The sequence below is a fragment of the Roseibium sp. genome (assembly GCF_965232425.1).
Classification (GTDB): domain Bacteria; phylum Pseudomonadota; class Alphaproteobacteria; order Rhizobiales; family Stappiaceae; genus Roseibium.
Window position 1 is genome coordinate 5,316,084 of the sequence record NZ_OZ246971.1, and the last position, 15,876, is coordinate 5,331,959.

Sequence of the window (15,876 nt, forward strand, 5' to 3'; positions counted from 1 at the left end):
ACAATTTCATGAAATTTTATCTTGCGATTTCTTAATGCTTTGAACGTGACAAAGAATTTTGGCATCTTGTTAATAGTACTGCGTGTTTTCCTTCCGGGTTGCTTATGATTTGGGGCTTTTGCATGTATTCTTGGCTCGAAAAATAATGATGTGTGCTGGGAATAGGCAAATTGTGGACAAAACTCGCTAGGATATTTGTACTTCTTGTATCCCTTGGCGCAGGTTATCAGGCGTTTCATTTTGTCAGGGATACGGAAGTGGCGGTCGCGGCTCCGCCTCCGCCGGCACCCGTGGAGCATACCAAGGTTCTTGTTGCGGCAAAGGACATCCCGCAGGGCGGGAAGATTACAGACAGGGACTTTGCCTGGGTTGAATGGCCGAAGGACGCTGTCCCCCGTGGTGTCATGACCAAGGCAAAGGCAGCGAAAGTGAGCCAGGACGTGGTCGGCAGCATCGCCAGAACTGCGATTTTTTCCGGTGAACCGATCCGTGGCGAGCGCCTGATCCAGACCGACAAGGGATACATGGCCACCATGTTGCCGAAGGGAAAGCGTGCTATAGCGGTTCTCGTCGGGCAGGAAACCTCCGCGGGCGGATTTATCCTTCCGGGCGACAAGGTCGATCTCATCCTGACGCGTGAGCTGGAAGGTGTCGGGGTCACGAGTGAAACAATTCTGGAAAACATTCGCGTTCTTGCAATCGACAGCACCACGGCCGGAGAGCAGGACGGCAAGAACCTTTCCCCCAAGCGCACGGCTACGCTCGAGCTGACGCTGTTCCAGTCGGAAGTGGTGGTTCAGGCGCAACAAGTGGGATCGCTGGCACTTGCGCTGCGCAGCGTGGAGGATTCGGCGGAAAACGCCGATGTGACAGAACGCCAGCGGGCCCAGATCTTCGTGCGCGTCAACCCGGATCACTGGTCGGTCGGTTCGGCGCAAGGCGGCCGACTTGATTAACAAGAGCCGGCGCAGCTGACCCCCGCCGTGATGTCCCGATTGTCATAGGGGGCAAAGGGTTCGAGCTCTTCTGACGCCAGCCGGCCTGTCATTTCATTTGTGTGTGTCCGAACAGCCAGAACCTCCTTGTTTCAGGGGGCGCCGGTGATCGCCCGAAGTTGGAAAGAAAAGCGGGTTTTGGTCTTGAAATAAATTTCGCTGCCAACTATAAGGCGCGCATTCCACACGCAAGGGGCGGAACCTGAGCTTATCGGGGTCCATCCGGTGGCCGATTGGAGAGATCCTCCGGCCCTAACTCCTCTTGCGGAGGTTAAACCGGAAAACTCAGGAGATTAAGGGCCATGGCTTTGCCCGATTTCACCATGCGTCAGCTGCTCGAAGCCGGCGTTCACTTTGGTCACCAGAAACACCGTTGGAACCCGCGCATGGGTCAGTACATCTTTGGTGTACGCAACGATGTTCACATCATGGATCTGTCGCAGACGGTGCCGCTCTTGCACCAGGCGCTGAAGGCTGTTTCCGACACGGTCGCCGGCGGCGGCCGCGTTCTGATCGTCGGCACCAAGCGTCAGGCTCAGGAAGCTGTCGCTTCTTCCGCCCGCAATTCCGCGCAGTATTTCGTCAATGCCCGCTGGCTCGGCGGCATGCTGACCAACTGGAAGACCATTTCCCAGTCCATTCAGCGTCTGCGCAAGCTGGAAGAAACGCTGTCTTCGGATGCGGCGAACGCCCTGACGAAGAAAGAGCGTCTGTTCATGGACCGCGAGCGCGAGAAGCTCGAGCGGAATCTGGGCGGCATCAAGGACATGGGCGGTATTCCCGACCTCATCTTCGTGGTCGACACGAACCGCGAGGCGATCGCCATTCAGGAAGCACGCCGTCTCGGCATTCCTGTCGCCGCGATCCTCGATTCCAATTCCAATCCGGACGGCATCACCTATCCGGTGCCGGGCAATGACGATGCCGGCCGTGCCATTTCGCTTTACTGCGATCTCATTGCGCGCGCTGCCATCGACGGTATTTCCCGCGCACAGGGTGCTGCCGGTGTCGACCTCGGCGAATCGGAAGAAGCGCCTGTTGAAGAGGTTCTGGTCGAGGCAGTGGAAGAAGCTGCACCTGCCGAAGAAGCCGCACCTGCTGAAGAGGCGCCGGCTGCAGAAGCAGCTCCGGTCGCCGACGAAGCTCCGGCTGAAGGCGAGACGGCTAAGGCGGAAGCCTGATCCGGTGCTGCCGCGCGATGTCGCGGCAGATCACATGTTGAATTCGCAAGGCGGGCTGCACTTTGTTGCAGTCCCGTCATAAAGATGCGGGCAGCGATCAGCTAAACCGTGTCATATCTGAAACCCCCATCCACGAGGCAATCGATGAGCATTACCGCTGCGATGGTAAAAGAGCTCCGTGAGAAATCCGGCGCTGGCATGATGGACTGCAAGACCGCTTTGAATGAATCTGGCGGTGACATGGAGGCGGCTGTCGACTGGCTGCGCACCAAAGGCCTCGCAAAGGCCGCGAAGAAAGCCGGACGCGTCGCTGCGGAAGGCCTTATTGGTGTTGCAACCGACGGCACCAAGGCTGCCGTGATCGAGCTGAACTCCGAGACCGACTTTGTTGCGCGCAACGAGGGCTTCCAGGAACTGGTCGCCAAGGTTGCCAAGGTTGCAACATCGACCGACGGTTCGGTGGAAGCACTGGCTGCGGCCGATCTCGACGGCAAATCCGTTGCCGACGCGATCACCGACGCGATCGCGACCATCGGCGAAAACATGACGCTGCGCCGTTCCGCACTGCTTGCGGTCAACGAAGGCGTGGTATCGACCTATGTCCACGGCAAGGTCGCCGAGGGACTTGGCAAGATCGGCGTGCTCGTCGCGCTGGAATCGTCTGCAGACGCTGCAAAGCTCGACGGCCTCGGCCGTCAGATCGCGATGCACGTAGCGGCGACAAGCCCGCTCGCCCTGAACACGGAAGAGCTGGATCCGGCCGTCGTCGAACGCGAAAAGACCGTTTTCTCCGAGCAGGCACGCGAGTCCGGCAAACCTGACAACATCATCGAAAAGATGGTGGAAGGACGTTTGCGCAAATTCTACGAGGAAGTTACCCTCGTGAAACAGGCCTTTGTCATCAACCCGGATCAGACGGTTGAACAGGCTGTAGAGGCGCTTGCGAAAGAACTCGGGACCGAAGTCAAGCTTACCGGTTTTGTCCGCCTTGCCCTGGGCGAGGGGATCGAGAAGGAAGAGCAGGACTTCGCCGCGGAGGTGGCGGCAGCCACCGGGCAGTAAGCTCACGAAAGCGCCGGCAAGTCCGGCGCTTTTTTTTTAGAAAGACAATTCTAATCCAGGTGAACACATGACGAATTCTTTGCGTTGGAAACGGATCCTTCTGAAACTCTCCGGTGAAGCCCTGATGGGATCGCAGGCTTTTGGAATTGACCCGGCCATTGTGCAAAGGATCGCGAAGGAAATTGCCGACGCCGTGGCTCTCGGAGCCCAGGTCGGTGTTGTCGTCGGTGGCGGTAACATCTTCCGCGGCGTTGCCGTTGCAGCAAAAGGCGGCAACCGGGTCACGGGCGACCACATGGGGATGCTTGCGACCATCATGAACAGCCTGACCCTGGCCGATGCCTTGCGGCGCCTGAAAGTGAATGCCCGCGTCCTGTCGGCCGTCGCGGTGCCGTCGATCTGCGAGACGTTTTCACAGCGTGTTGCCGACCGCTACATGGAAGACGGCGACGTGATCATCTTCGCCGGCGGAACGGGGAACCCGTTTTTCACCACGGACAGCGGAGCAGCCCTGCGCGCAGCGGAGATGAAGTGCGACGCCTTCCTGAAAGGGACCCAGGTCGACGGGGTCTATTCCGACGACCCCAAGGAAAATCCCGACGCCGAACGGTATGCGACCCTCGGCTATGAAGAAGTCATCACGCGCAATCTGAAGGTCATGGATACGACGGCCATTGCACTGGCGCGCGACAACTCCATTCCTGTCATCGTATTTTCAATCCATACTCCAGGTGCGCTGGTGAGCGTGCTTCAAGAAACAGGCACTTATACAGTCGTGGGCGACTGACACTTTTCAGCCTGATCTTTTCTTCAAGCCCTTGTGTTTCAGCGCGTTTGTGCCATGTTGGCGCGCGCTGAGACTCCATTTAGCCACGCATAAAACAACAGTGAGGACAAAATGTCGGTAGAAGGTGTCGATCTGGACGATTTGAAGCGCCGCATGCAAGGGGCGCTCTCAGTGCTGAAAACCGATTTTGCAGGCCTTCGTACCGGTCGTGCATCCGCGTCCATGCTGGACCCGGTCTCCGTCGACGCCTACGGCCAGGCCATGCCGATCAACCAGGTCGCTACCGTTTCCGTTCCCGAACCGCGCATGGTCGCGGTGCAGGTCTGGGACAAGAGCATGGTTGCCGCCGTGGAGAAGGCGATCCGGGAATCAAACCTTGGCCTGAACCCGGTGGTTGACGGGCAGTTGCTGCGCCTGCCGATTCCCGAACTCAACCAGGAGCGGCGCCAGGAACTCATCAAGGTTGCGCACAAGTATGCCGAACAGGCGAAGGTCGCCATCAGACATGTGCGCCGCGACGGCATGGATGACGCCAAGAAAGCCGAGAAAGACGGTGAAATCTCCCAGGATGACAGCAGGGCCGCGTCCGACGAAGTGCAGAAGCTGACCGATCAGATGATTGGCGAAGTCGACAGCATGCTGGAGCGAAAAGAACAGGAAATTTCACAGGTCTAGGCTGTGACCGGACCTGTGATCAGGGGGAGCCTATGAGCGTCAGCCCGAACCCGCAAGCACCGGCGGAAAGCGGATCGATCGGCAATCTGCCCAAACACGTTGCCTTCATCATGGATGGCAACGGACGTTGGGCGACGGCACGCGGCCTGCCGCGGACCGAGGGGCATCGCCAGGGCCTGGAAGCGCTCAGAAAGACAATCCGGCATGCCGGAAAAGTCGGTATCAGGATCGTGACGATCTACAGTTTCTCCTCCGAGAACTGGAACCGGCCGGCAACCGAGGTTTCGTTCCTGATGGGATTGCTGAAGCGCTTCGTTCAGCGCGACCTCAGTGAATTGCACGAGGCGAATGTCCGTATTCGCGTGATCGGCGGACGCAGTGATCTGGAACCGGGCATCCTGGCCTTGCTGGAGGAGGCCGAGGACCTGACGCGCAAGAACACCGGACTGGATCTGGTGGTCGCTTTCAACTACGGCGCGCGCGATGAAATCGTCAGGGCCACGCAACATCTTGCGCAGCGCGTCAAGGACGGCGACTTGCGCGTGGAAGACATTTCCGAGGACTTGGTGACACACGCGCTGGATACCGGCGGCTTGCCGGATCCGGATCTCATCATCCGGACCAGCGGTGAAATCCGTCTTTCCAATTTTCTTCTCTGGCAGGCCGCCTATTCCGAATTCTACTTCTGTGACCTGAACTGGCCGGATTTTGACGAAGCCGCGCTCGACGAGGCCCTCAGCTGTTTCTGCAATCGCGAGAGACGCTATGGCGGGGTCGATGCCAAAGCGCTCTGACATGCGGCGTCCATAATGGAAGAGCCCGGACCGAAACAAACCAAAATGTCCGACTTGCGGTTGCGGCTAGTTTCGGCCGTGATCCTGGGACCGCTGGTGCTGCTGATCACCTTCTGGGGCGGGCTGGCTTTTGCGATCCTTGTGCTTGTCGCCGCCTTGCTTTTCCTGTGGGAATGGATGTCGATCACCGGGACACGTGATGCCTTGCTGCCGGCCGCGTTGAGTTTTCTGACGCTCCCCGCACTGGCCGTTCTGCAGGTCATCGGCCTGCCGGAAATTGCGCTCATTGTCCTGGTTGCGGGATCTGTCTCCGTGTTTCTGTGTGCAGGCGGCGGCCAGACCGGCCGCTGGGGAGCAGAGGGTGTGCTGTTCAGCGGTCTCGCCCTGTTTTCGCTCCTCGCAATTCGATCGGGGAGTGACGGACTGCTGTTTGCTTTCTTCCTCATGTCCGTCGTCTGGGCGACTGACATCTTCGCCTATTTCACCGGACGGGCGCTGGGGGGACCGAAACTCTGGGCGCGCATCTCTCCGAAAAAAACATGGTCGGGTGCGCTTGGCGGATTGTTCTTCGCAACCGTTTTCGGTACCGCGGTGGCTGCGCTTGCAAATGCGCAGGGGCTGTTGGGCTGGGCTGGCGTGGCGATGGTTCTGTCCGTGATCTCGCAGGCGGGAGATCTGTTCGAGTCGGCAATTAAGCGCCGCTTCGACGTGAAGGATTCCGGTCAGCTGATCCCAGGTCACGGCGGTATCATGGATCGGATCGACGGCCTCGTTGCCGCCGCGATCTTTGCCGTTCTCATCGGGGTTCTGCTCGGCGGTCCGCTTTCAGATCCTGTCGCGGGCCTTGGACTTGGATAAGCTTGGGGGAAGATCGATGCCGGCTGACGCCGCAAGCGATATCGGGGAGGGCCCGGTCAGGGTCACCGTTCTGGGGGCAACGGGCTCGATCGGCCAAAGTCTCGCCGATCTGCTTGAAAGGAATCCCGATCGGTTCGACGTCGTTGCCCTTGTGGCCAATCGGAATGCAGACGGGCTCGCCGAGATGGCCATCAAGCTCAACGCGTCGATTGCAGTCCTGGCGGAAACCGAAAACTACCAATTGCTTGCTGATCGACTGAGCGGAACCGGCATCCGGGCTGCATGCGGGCAGGCAGCGATCGCGGAAGCGGTGGACCTGGAGGCGGAGCTGGTTGTCGGCGCGATCGTGGGAGCCGCGGGGCTGGCACCGACATTCAGGGCCATCAAGCCGGGGCGCCGCATCGCGCTCGCCAACAAGGAATGCCTTGTGTGTGCCGGCGATCTGTTCGTGGATCGGGTTCGTGAGGCCGAAGCGGAACTGCTGCCGGTCGACAGTGAGCACAATGCGATTTTTCAGGTTTTCGAGAAAGACCAGGCTGATCAGATCGAAAAGGTCATCCTCACGGCGTCAGGCGGTCCGTTCAGAACCTGGCCGATCGAGAAGATGCAATCCGTCACCCCGGCGCAGGCGCTCAGGCACCCCAACTGGGATATGGGTTCCCGGATTACGATCGACAGTGCAACCATGATGAACAAAGGGTTCGAAGTCATTGAGGCTTCGCACCTTTTCCCTGTTGCAAATGACCAGCTCGATGTGCTTGTTCACCCGCAGTCGACGGTTCACGGACTTGTGCAGTACAAAGACGGCTCGCTGCTTGCGCAACTGGGAAGCCCGGACATGCGGACACCGATCGCACACTGCCTGTCCTTCCCGAAGCGAATGCCCGTTCCGGTCAAGCGACTAAACCTTGCGGAACTTGGAACGCTGACCTTCGAAGCGCCTGACCCTGTCCGATTTCCGTGCCTGGGTCTTGCTCTGCAGGCCCTGGATGCGGGCGGCGGTGCGCCGGCGGCGCTCAATGCGGCGGACGAGGTCGCGGTTCAGGCCTTTCTCAACGGCCGTATCGGGTTCCTGGATATTCCGGCGGCAATCGAAGCCGTTCTCGACCGTTTGTCCGCTTCCGACCTGCTCAAGCCTTCAAAATGTGTTGAAGACGTGCTCGACCTGGATTCCGAAGCGCGGCAAAAGACCCTAGAATGGGTCGAGAGCCGGACGTCATGGCATTGATGCTGCAGCAAAAAAAGTGTCTTACCATTAACGCGCCGTAATTCTCTTATTAATAATGTGATGCAATAAATGCGTCGTCGCGTTTGGATCGGACCCGTTCATGGATCTCTTAGTATCTGCTTATTCCCTCGTTGTCGGAACGATCATCCCCTTTCTGTTTGTCCTGACAATCGTGGTATTTTTTCATGAACTTGGCCACTTCGCCGTTGCCCGCTGGTGCAACGTGAAGGTGGATGCGTTCGCCGTCGGGTTCGGCCGTGAGATCTTCGGCTGGAACGACCGAAAGGGAACGCGCTGGAAGTTGTGCATGATCCCGCTCGGCGGCTACGTGAAATTCGCCGGTGATGAAAACGCGGCGAGTGTTCCCAGCCGTGAAATCATCGCGAACATGAGCGACGAAGAGCGCAAGACCGCTTTCATCGCCAAGCCCGTCTGGCAGCGCGCGGCGATTGTCGCCGCCGGCCCGCTGGCGAATTTTCTTCTCGCCATCGTCATCTTTGCAGCTCTGTTCGTGTCCGCCGGCAAGCAGGGTTTGGTCCCGGTCGTGGAAGAGGTCTTCCCCGACGGCGCGGCGGCGCGGGGTGGTATTGTCGCCGGCGATGTCGTGAAGCAGATCGACGGGCGTGACATTCACACCTTCGGCGAGCTTCGTCAGATTGTCCTGATGAATGCCAACAATCCGCTGGTCTTTCAGGTTGAGCGCGGGGGAGACCTTGTTGCCCTGACGGTCACGCCGGATGCCAAGGAAAAGGAAGTGTTCCTCGGCGAACGCCAGATGGCTGGTGACATCGGTCTTCGCGGCAGTGCCGATCCGGAGAATGTCATCCGCATCCAGTACGGCCCGATCGGAGCCATAGCGGAAGGGGCTCGGGAAACCTACAGGATCATGGACGGCACCGTCAGCTACATCTGGGGTGTGATCACCCAGCGTCAGTCCGCAGACCAGCTCGGTGGCCCGATCCGCGTTGCCGAGATTTCGGGAAAAGTCGCGGAACATGGCCTGATCCCGCTGATTTCGCTCGCCGCCGTTCTGTCGGTGAGCATCGGTCTGATCAATCTTGCACCTGTCCCGATTCTGGATGGCGGCCATCTTGTTTTCTTCGCCGCGGAAGCCTTGCGGGGCAAGCCTTTGAGCGAGCGTGTGCAGGATGTCGGCTTCCGCATCGGTTTGGGCTTGGTATTAATGCTAATGGTCTTCGTGACCTGGAGGGATATTTTGCGTCTCGTATCAAACGATTCCTAGCAGCCGTGACATTGACGCAACGTCTTCAGACTAAATCGCTTTCAGCCTCGAAGTGCGGTTGCGTTATCGGTAAAAACCTATACAACGTTCGTCGGTTCCGAGAATCCGCAGGGGTGAGTGCAGGTTCCCGGATGGGGTACTACAAAAAAGGCATAGCGCAATAATGCAGCGATTGCAGAAACTTATACGGGCCGTGTGTTTGGCGGCAGCCGTATTTTCGGTAGGGTCGGTCGTGCCGCAGGTGGCAGGATCAATTTCCTTCGTTTCGGTTGCCGAAGCAGCCGTGGCCCGAAGCATTCAGGTGCAGGGGAACACCCGCGTCGAGGATGAAACCGTCATAAGCTACATGACGATCGTTCCCGGCCGCTCCTACAGCGCCTTTGATGTGGATGAATCCCTGAAAGCGCTTTATGCGACCGGCCTGTTCGCCACTGTCGACATCACCCCCCGCGGCAGCACGGTCATCGTAACGGTTTCGGAAAACCCGATCATCAATCGCGTTTCTTTCGAAGGTAACCGGAAGATCAAGGACGACGCTCTGGAAACTGCGGTCCGTTCGCAGCCCAGGACAACGCTGTCCCGCGCCCGCGTTCAGGCGGACGTTCAGAACATTCTCGAGTCCTATCGTCGCTCCGGCCGCTTTGGTGCGTCCGTCGAGCCGAAGATCATCGACCGGGGACAAAACCGGGTCGACCTGGTCTTTGAAATCAACGAAGGCGCGAAGACAGGTGTCGAACGCATCAGTTTCATCGGCAACAAGGCGTTCAGCGATGGCCGTCTGCGCGACGTCATCCGGACGCGCGAAACCGGTCTTCTGAGCTTCCTGCGCAGCACCGACACCTATGATCCCGATCGCCTGGCGGCCGACGAGGAACTGCTTCGCCGGTACTACAATCAGAAGGGCTATGCCGATTTCCGGATTGTTTCGGTAAGCGCGGACCTCGATCGCGAGCAGAACATCTTCTACGTCACCTTCACCGTTGATGAAGGTGAGAGATACAAGATCCGCGATGTCGAACTGGTGTCGACCATCGCCGAAGTCGACCCTGAAGACCTGCGCAAGCTCGTGCGTACACGCAGCGGCCAGACCTTCAACTCCTTGCGCGTCGAGCAGTCCGTCGAAGAAATCACCCTGCGTGTTTCCGAGGAAGGATATGCGTTTGCGCGCGTTCGCCCCAGAGGGTCGCGCAACTACGACGACAACACGATTTCGCTGATCTACTACATCGAGGAAGGCCCGCGAGCCTATATCGAGCGGATCAATATCATCGGGAACGACAGGACCCGTGAATACGTCATTCGCCGCGAATTCGATATCGTGGAAGGCGACGCCTTCAACCGGGCGCTTGTGGACAAGGCCGAACGGCGTTTGCGCAACCTTGATTTCTTCGAGAACGTTTCGATCACCACGCAACAGGGCAGTGCCCCGGACCGCGTGGTCGTCAATGTTCGCGTGGAAGAAAAGCCGACGGGCGAAATCTCGTTCGGTGTCGGTTACTCAACCGTCGACGGTATCGTCGGTGATGTGTCGCTCACGGAAAAGAACTTCCTCGGCAGAGGCCAGTTCGTGAAACTCTCGATCGGTGGCGGCACCGATACCCAGTCCTATGAGTTCCGTTTCGTGGAACCGTTCTTCATGGGGCGCCGGGTGGCGTTCGACGTCGATGTCTATCGCAGGGTAGATGATGCCAACGACTACCGTTCCTTCGACCAGGAGAGAACGGGTGGCGGCTTCGGCTTCACGCTGCCGCTGCGCGAAGAAGAACTGACGCTTCGGCTGTTCTACAACATTTTCCAGGAAGACAACTCCGATCCCGACAACCAGTCGACCAACATCAACAATTGTAACACCAACAATCTGTCGCTTGCAGTTTGTGACTCGCTCGGAACCTACCTGACATCGCTGGTCGGTTACGACCTTCGCTACAACACGCTCGACCGGAACCTTGACCCGACGGACGGCATCTATGCGTCTTTCGGTCAGCAGTTTGCAGGTCTCGGCGGCGACAGCTTCTACATCAAGACCGAAGCACAGGCCCGCGCCTACAAGGAAATCCTGGCTGACTACGGCGTCGTCGGCAGCCTGCAGTTCCGCGGTGGTAACATCATGGCACTCGGTGACGAGCGCCTGCGGGTGTCCGAGCAGTTCATGCTTGGCGGCAACCTCGTGCGCGGCTTCGAAAACCAGGGTATCGGTCCTCGCGATGCAACGACGGATGATGCTATCGGCGGCCGGTTCTTCTTCGCGGCGACCGCTGAAGGCACATTCCCGTTCCCGATCATTCCGAAGGAACTCGGCCTGAGCGGTGCGGTGTTCGCCGATGCCGGATCTCTGTGGGATGCGGACACCGATCTGGTCAATCTGGTTGAGAACAATGGCGGCAGGATCGATTCCAACGATCTGGCGATCCGCGCGTCGGTCGGTGCAGGTGTGCGGTGGAGATCGCCATTCGGCCCGATCCGTGCCGACTTTGCCTATCCGCTCGTAAAGGAAGACTCCGACAAGACCCAGCTGTTCAGACTGAGCGGTGGTACCCGCTTCTAAATGGCGGTCAATCGGGTTAGAAAACGGCCGCCGGTCTTTACGGCGGCCTTTTTTGTTGGCTTGCAACAAGGATGACAATATGTCCGAGCCCAGGTTCTTCGAATTCCCGAATTCCATTGTGCTCAAGATGGTTGCCGAATGGGCAGGGGCGGAAATCTACCGAGGTGACGAGACACTCGAAATTTCGGATGTCGCGCCACTGGAAGATGCAGGGTCCGGCGCGCTCGTATTCTTTGACAACACCGCTTACCTGAAGCAACTGGAAACCACCGGGGCGGCGGCCTGTCTCGTCGGCAGGAAACACAAGGACAAGGTTCCGGAGAACGTGGCGGTTCTGGTTTGCGACGATGCCTACCGGTCTTGGGCAAAGGTGTTGGCGAACCTCTTCCCGGACGCCATGTCGCCGCGTGAACCGTCCAGTTCAGGTGTGTCGCAAAGGGCGGTTGTCGATCCGACGGCCACGCTTGAGGAAAATGTCACGATCGAGGCCGGAGCGGTTGTCGGGGCGGATGCCGAGATCGGCTCGGGCAGCGTCATTCGTGCGAACGCTGTCATCGGTTTCGGAGTGAAGATCGGCCGTGATTGCGTTGTCGGACCCAATTGCACTGTTCAGCATTCCGTCCTCGGAAACAGGGTCACGTTTCATCCGGGCGTGTGTTGCGGACAGGACGGTTTCGGCTATGCGATGGGGCCACAGGGACATCTCAAGGTTCCGCAGGTCGGCCGCGTCATCATCCAGGACGATGTCGAGATCGGCGCCAATACGACGATTGATCGCGGTGCAAACCGGGACACCATCATCGGAGAGGGCACCAAGATCGACAATCAGGTCCAGATTGGCCACAACGTGGTTGTCGGACGGCACTGTGTTCTGGTGTCGCAGGTCGGCCTGTCCGGCAGCTGTACCCTGGAAGACTTCGTGGCGATCGGCGGCCAGACAGGTGTCCGCGGTCACGTGACGATCGGCATGGGCGCACAGATTGCGGCCGTGAGCGTGGTAAGCGAAGACCTGGCTCCCGGCGGACGCTACGGCGGCACGCCCGCGAAGCCAGTGAAACAGTGGTTCAGGGAAGTCGCCGCGGTCAGAAAGCTTGCAGAACGCGGCAACGAGCCGTAAACCGCGTTAAATTGAATGTTTCGGAGTTAATCCGCCGAGGGGCACTCATGGAAGACGAAGAAAAAAAGACACTTGCCAGCGCAGATATCATGAAGATCATGAAACTTCTGCCGCACAGGTATCCTTTCCTGCTTATCGACAAGATCATCGAGATGGATGGCGATAACAGTTGTATCGGAATCAAGAACGTCACGATCAACGAACCCCATTTTACCGGGCACTTTCCCGAGAGACCGGTCTTTCCCGGTGTTCTTCTCATTGAAGCCATGGCGCAAACGGCCGGCGCTCTGTGTGTGCATGCACGCGGCGATGACGCGCCGCCGCAACTGGTCTATTTCATGACGATCGACAAAGCGAAGTTCCGCAAGCCGGTCGAGCCGGGAGATCAGGTGCATTTTCACGTCAAGAAGATCAAGCAACGCGCCAATATCTGGAAGTTCGACGCAGTCGCCCAGGTGGACGGCAAGAAGGTAGCGGAAGCGGAAGTCAGCGCCATGCTGATAGATGCGTGAGGAAAAATGACAGATATTCATCCTACGGCCATCGTTGAAGACGGGGCCGTGATCGGCGAGGGAACTCGTATCGGTCCATATTCGATCGTCGGACCGAACGTTGAACTTGCCGACGGTGTGATACTCGAGGCGCATGCGGTCGTCGCAGGCCATACCAGCGTCGGGTCCGGTACGCACATTTTTCCTTTCGCCAGCATTGGTCACAAACCTCAGGATCTGAAGTTTGCCGGCGAGGTGACGCGGCTCGAAATCGGCTCGAACAACCAGATTCGCGAACACGTCACCATGAGCCCCGGGACCGAGGGCGGCGGTGGCGTGACCAAGGTCGGCAACAACGGCCTTTTCATGATGGGCTCCCATGTCGGGCATGATTGCGTGGTCGGGAACAACGTCATACTTGCCAACAATGCGACACTGGCCGGCCATGTCGAACTCGCCGATTTCGTTATTCTGGGCGGCCTGAGCGCGATCCGGCAATGGTCGCGTATCGGCACCGGAGCAATTGTCGGCGGCATGACCGGTGTCGAATTCGACGTCATTCCGTATGGATCCGTGATCGGTGACCGGGCCCGCCTTGCCGGCCTCAATCTCATTGGCCTGAAACGTAAGGGTTTGCCGCGCGAGCAGATCCACGCACTCCGGGCGGCCTACCGTGCCCTGTTCGAGAGTGAAGAAGGAACCTTGCGCAGCCGGGCTGAAGCGCTCGCCGCCGAGGCGCAGGATCAACCGCTGGTGAAAACGGTCACCGACTTCATTCTCGAGAAAGAAGATCGGCGGTTCTGTACGCCGCGCAACGAAGACTGACGAGATGCCGCAACTGGCAGATGCAGGCTCTGCACGCCTGGCTCTGATTGCAGGAAACGGAATGATCCCCCGGCAGATCGCGGATGTCCTCGTGACATCCGGACGCGATTTTCAGATCGTCGCGATCAAGGGCGAGGCCGACGAGGAAACCAGGCGGAAGGCGCATGCAGAACTCGGTTGGAGTGAGATAGGCCGCCTTCACGCCTTTCTCAAACGAACGCAATGCAAGGAAGTTCTCTTCATTGGCGGCGTGACGAAGAGACCGGATCTCTTGCCATTCCTGACCGATTTCAGCACGTTGAAGCGACTGCCCGCGATTATCCGTGCACTCTCGTCCGGTGGCGATGACAGCCTGCTGACCAAGGTAATCCGGCTTTTTGAAAACGAAGGGTTTCGCGTTGTGGGGATAAAAGATGTGGCACCTCAGCTTCTGGCGTCGAGTGGCGTTCTGGGGCGTGCCAAGCCCTCCAAGGCAGACTGGCATGACCTGGAGCTTGCCCTGCGCGCAACCGAGAAGCTTGGCGAACTCGACATCGGACAGGCGGCAGTTGCCGTCGGTGGGCGCGTGATCGCGCTGGAAGGGGCGGAAGGCACCGACGCCATGCTGCAGCGCTGCGCCGAGCTCAAGTCCAGCGGGCGTGTCTCCGCGCGTGGACGGAAGGGTGTTCTGGTGAAAACGGCCAAGCCCAACCAGGACTTGCGCGTTGATCTTCCGACTGTCGGTCCGAAAACGATCGAGCTTGCCCTGGCCGCGGGCCTGTCCGGTATAGCCGTGGAAGCCGAGGGCGCCTTGATTGCGGACAAGGCCGGTACGCTGCAGAAAGCAGATGCAGCCGGTCTTTTCGTTGTCGGGGTCGACCGCGCACGCATGTCTGACGGGCCGGCGGATGAGTGAAGCCGGGCCGACGATTTGTCTCGTTGCCGGCGAAGAGTCAGGCGATCAGCTGGGCTCTGAACTGATGAAAGCGCTGAACGGACGACTTGGTTCTAACCTGCGCTATTGCGGTGTCGGTGGCGAACGGATGACAGCGCTCGGTCTGACAAGCTTTTTTGACATGACCGACGTTTCCGTCATGGGGCTGAGTGCTGTTCTGGCACGGTTGCCGTTGATCGTCCGGCGTGTCTACCAGACGGTTGATGCCGTGGTTGCGCAAGATCCCTCGGTGCTCGTCATCATTGACAGTCCGGACTTCACGCACAGTGTCGCAAAGCGGGTGCGGAAGCGGGCACCTCATATCCCGATCATTGGATATGTTTCGCCCTCCGTCTGGGCCTGGCGTCCGGGGCGCGCCAAAAGGATGAGCGCCTATGTGGATGAGCTGCTGGCCCTTCTGCCTTTCGAGCCGGCCGTGCACAAGCGTCTTGGCGGGCCGCGTACCCATTATGTCGGCCACCCCTTGAGCGAAAATCTTGAACAGCTTCGCCCGTCGTCCGGTGAAAGAAACGCACTCGGCGCGGACAACAGGGTGCTGCTGGTGCTGCCCGGCAGCCGCGGCAGCGAAATCAAGCGCCTCCTGTCCGATTTCGGCGACACGGTCGGTCTCGTGAAGGACAAGATGCCGGATGTCGAGGTGCTGTTGCCCGCGGTGCCGCATCTGGAGGACAGGATCCGCGAAGGTGTCTCCGGCTGGCGTTTCCAGCCGGAAATCGTAACCGGGCTTCAGGCCAAAAACGCCGCGTTTCGCCGCGCCCATGCCGCATTGGCGGCTTCCGGAACCGTTTCGCTGGAACTTGCGCTTTCCGGCGTTCCGATGGTGGTCGCCTACAGGGTGGACTGGTTCTTCCGGCGGCTGAAGGAACTGAACCGTGTTCTCAAACTGGCGAACATCGAGACCTTCGTCCTTCCCAACATCATCCTGGGAAAGAAGACGATCCCCGAATTTCTGGACGAGGAAGTCGAGGCGAGGGTGCTGGCAGACCAGCTTTTGCCGCTCCTTGATGACAGCCCCGAGCGAAATGCACAATTGTCGGAACTGGAGCGTCTCGACGATCTGATGCGATTGCCGGACGGTCACAGTCAGCGAGACGCCGCTGCCGACGTCGTCATAGCGGCAATGCGCAAGTAGCGATCCGGA

15 protein-coding genes are annotated in these 15,876 nt (G+C 59.0%); all 15 read left to right on the plus strand.

Annotation, left to right across the window (positions count from 1 at the left end):
* Positions 1–152: 152 nt before the first annotated feature.
* The 15 genes from cpaB (at position 153) to lpxB (ending at position 15,867) form a co-directional block, all read left to right on the plus strand.
* Positions 153–956 (plus strand): Flp pilus assembly protein CpaB, encoded by an 804-nt coding sequence (gene cpaB, locus ACO08A_RS24295; RefSeq protein WP_422038449.1) that lies wholly within the window; start codon positions 153–155, stop codon positions 954–956.
* 341 nt (positions 957–1,297) lie between these two features.
* Positions 1,298–2,176, plus strand: a complete 879-nt coding sequence (gene rpsB / locus ACO08A_RS24300; protein WP_421983190.1) for a 30S ribosomal protein S2 — start codon at positions 1,298–1,300, stop codon at positions 2,174–2,176.
* A gap of 144 nt (positions 2,177–2,320) precedes the next feature.
* Positions 2,321–3,238, plus strand: a complete 918-nt coding sequence (gene tsf / locus ACO08A_RS24305) for a translation elongation factor Ts (protein WP_422038450.1) — start codon at positions 2,321–2,323, stop codon at positions 3,236–3,238.
* A 67-nt stretch (positions 3,239–3,305) separates the two neighbouring features.
* Positions 3,306–4,025, plus strand: a complete 720-nt coding sequence (gene pyrH, locus ACO08A_RS24310; RefSeq protein ID WP_319382312.1) for a UMP kinase — start codon at positions 3,306–3,308, stop codon at positions 4,023–4,025.
* Between the two features lie 111 nt (positions 4,026–4,136).
* Positions 4,137–4,700 carry a ribosome recycling factor gene (gene frr, locus ACO08A_RS24315; protein ID WP_421983188.1) on the plus strand — a complete coding sequence of 188 codons (564 nt, stop codon included), beginning with the start codon at positions 4,137–4,139 and terminating at the stop codon, positions 4,698–4,700.
* A 32-nt stretch (positions 4,701–4,732) separates the two neighbouring features.
* Positions 4,733–5,494, plus strand: a complete 762-nt coding sequence (locus ACO08A_RS24320; protein ID WP_422038451.1) for an isoprenyl transferase — start codon at positions 4,733–4,735, stop codon at positions 5,492–5,494.
* A gap of 45 nt (positions 5,495–5,539) precedes the next feature.
* A complete protein-coding gene (locus tag ACO08A_RS24325) occupies positions 5,540–6,352 on the plus strand; it encodes a phosphatidate cytidylyltransferase (RefSeq protein ID WP_422038452.1) in 813 nt (270 codons plus the stop codon).
* A gap of 16 nt (positions 6,353–6,368) precedes the next feature.
* Positions 6,369–7,580, plus strand: coding sequence for a 1-deoxy-D-xylulose-5-phosphate reductoisomerase (locus ACO08A_RS24330; protein ID WP_422038453.1), 1,212 nt, complete (start codon positions 6,369–6,371; stop codon positions 7,578–7,580).
* A 100-nt stretch (positions 7,581–7,680) separates the two neighbouring features.
* A complete protein-coding gene (rseP, locus tag ACO08A_RS24335) occupies positions 7,681–8,823 on the plus strand; it encodes an RIP metalloprotease RseP (protein WP_422038454.1) in 1,143 nt (380 codons plus the stop codon).
* A gap of 241 nt (positions 8,824–9,064) precedes the next feature.
* Positions 9,065–11,368, plus strand: a complete 2,304-nt coding sequence (bamA, locus tag ACO08A_RS24340; protein WP_422038455.1) for an outer membrane protein assembly factor BamA — start codon at positions 9,065–9,067, stop codon at positions 11,366–11,368.
* 79 nt (positions 11,369–11,447) lie between these two features.
* A complete protein-coding gene (gene lpxD, locus ACO08A_RS24345) occupies positions 11,448–12,485 on the plus strand; it encodes a UDP-3-O-(3-hydroxymyristoyl)glucosamine N-acyltransferase (RefSeq protein WP_422038456.1) in 1,038 nt (345 codons plus the stop codon).
* 47 nt (positions 12,486–12,532) lie between these two features.
* Positions 12,533–12,997, plus strand: coding sequence for a 3-hydroxyacyl-ACP dehydratase FabZ (gene fabZ / locus ACO08A_RS24350; RefSeq protein WP_306143713.1), 465 nt, complete (start codon positions 12,533–12,535; stop codon positions 12,995–12,997).
* 6 nt (positions 12,998–13,003) lie between these two features.
* Complete coding sequence (gene lpxA, locus ACO08A_RS24355; protein ID WP_422038457.1) at positions 13,004–13,801, plus strand: acyl-ACP--UDP-N-acetylglucosamine O-acyltransferase; 798 nt, start codon at positions 13,004–13,006, stop codon at positions 13,799–13,801.
* 4 nt (positions 13,802–13,805) lie between these two features.
* Positions 13,806–14,696, plus strand: a complete 891-nt coding sequence (locus ACO08A_RS24360) for an LpxI family protein (protein WP_422038458.1) — start codon at positions 13,806–13,808, stop codon at positions 14,694–14,696.
* Positions 14,689–15,867 carry a lipid-A-disaccharide synthase gene (gene lpxB / locus ACO08A_RS24365; protein WP_422038459.1) on the plus strand — a complete coding sequence of 393 codons (1,179 nt, stop codon included), beginning with the start codon at positions 14,689–14,691 and terminating at the stop codon, positions 15,865–15,867. The genes ACO08A_RS24360 and lpxB overlap by 8 nt, the downstream gene beginning before the upstream one ends.
* Positions 15,868–15,876 lie beyond the last annotated feature (9 nt).

Coding starts and splice junctions, on each gene's coding strand:
- ACO08A_RS24360 (WP_422038458.1), top strand. CDS start 13,806: ATGCCGCAACTGGCAGATGCAGGCTCTGCACGCCTGGCTCTGATTGCA.
- lpxD (WP_422038456.1), top strand. CDS start 11,448: ATGTCCGAGCCCAGGTTCTTCGAATTCCCGAATTCCATTGTGCTCAAG.
- frr (WP_421983188.1), top strand. CDS start 4,137: ATGTCGGTAGAAGGTGTCGATCTGGACGATTTGAAGCGCCGCATGCAA.
- fabZ (WP_306143713.1), top strand. CDS start 12,533: ATGGAAGACGAAGAAAAAAAGACACTTGCCAGCGCAGATATCATGAAG.
- rpsB (WP_421983190.1), top strand. CDS start 1,298: ATGGCTTTGCCCGATTTCACCATGCGTCAGCTGCTCGAAGCCGGCGTT.
- ACO08A_RS24320 (WP_422038451.1), top strand. CDS start 4,733: ATGAGCGTCAGCCCGAACCCGCAAGCACCGGCGGAAAGCGGATCGATC.
- pyrH (WP_319382312.1), top strand. CDS start 3,306: ATGACGAATTCTTTGCGTTGGAAACGGATCCTTCTGAAACTCTCCGGT.
- tsf (WP_422038450.1), top strand. CDS start 2,321: ATGAGCATTACCGCTGCGATGGTAAAAGAGCTCCGTGAGAAATCCGGC.
- ACO08A_RS24330 (WP_422038453.1), top strand. CDS start 6,369: ATGCCGGCTGACGCCGCAAGCGATATCGGGGAGGGCCCGGTCAGGGTC.
- rseP (WP_422038454.1), top strand. CDS start 7,681: ATGGATCTCTTAGTATCTGCTTATTCCCTCGTTGTCGGAACGATCATC.
- ACO08A_RS24325 (WP_422038452.1), top strand. CDS start 5,540: ATGTCCGACTTGCGGTTGCGGCTAGTTTCGGCCGTGATCCTGGGACCG.
- lpxB (WP_422038459.1), top strand. CDS start 14,689: ATGAGTGAAGCCGGGCCGACGATTTGTCTCGTTGCCGGCGAAGAGTCA.
- lpxA (WP_422038457.1), top strand. CDS start 13,004: ATGACAGATATTCATCCTACGGCCATCGTTGAAGACGGGGCCGTGATC.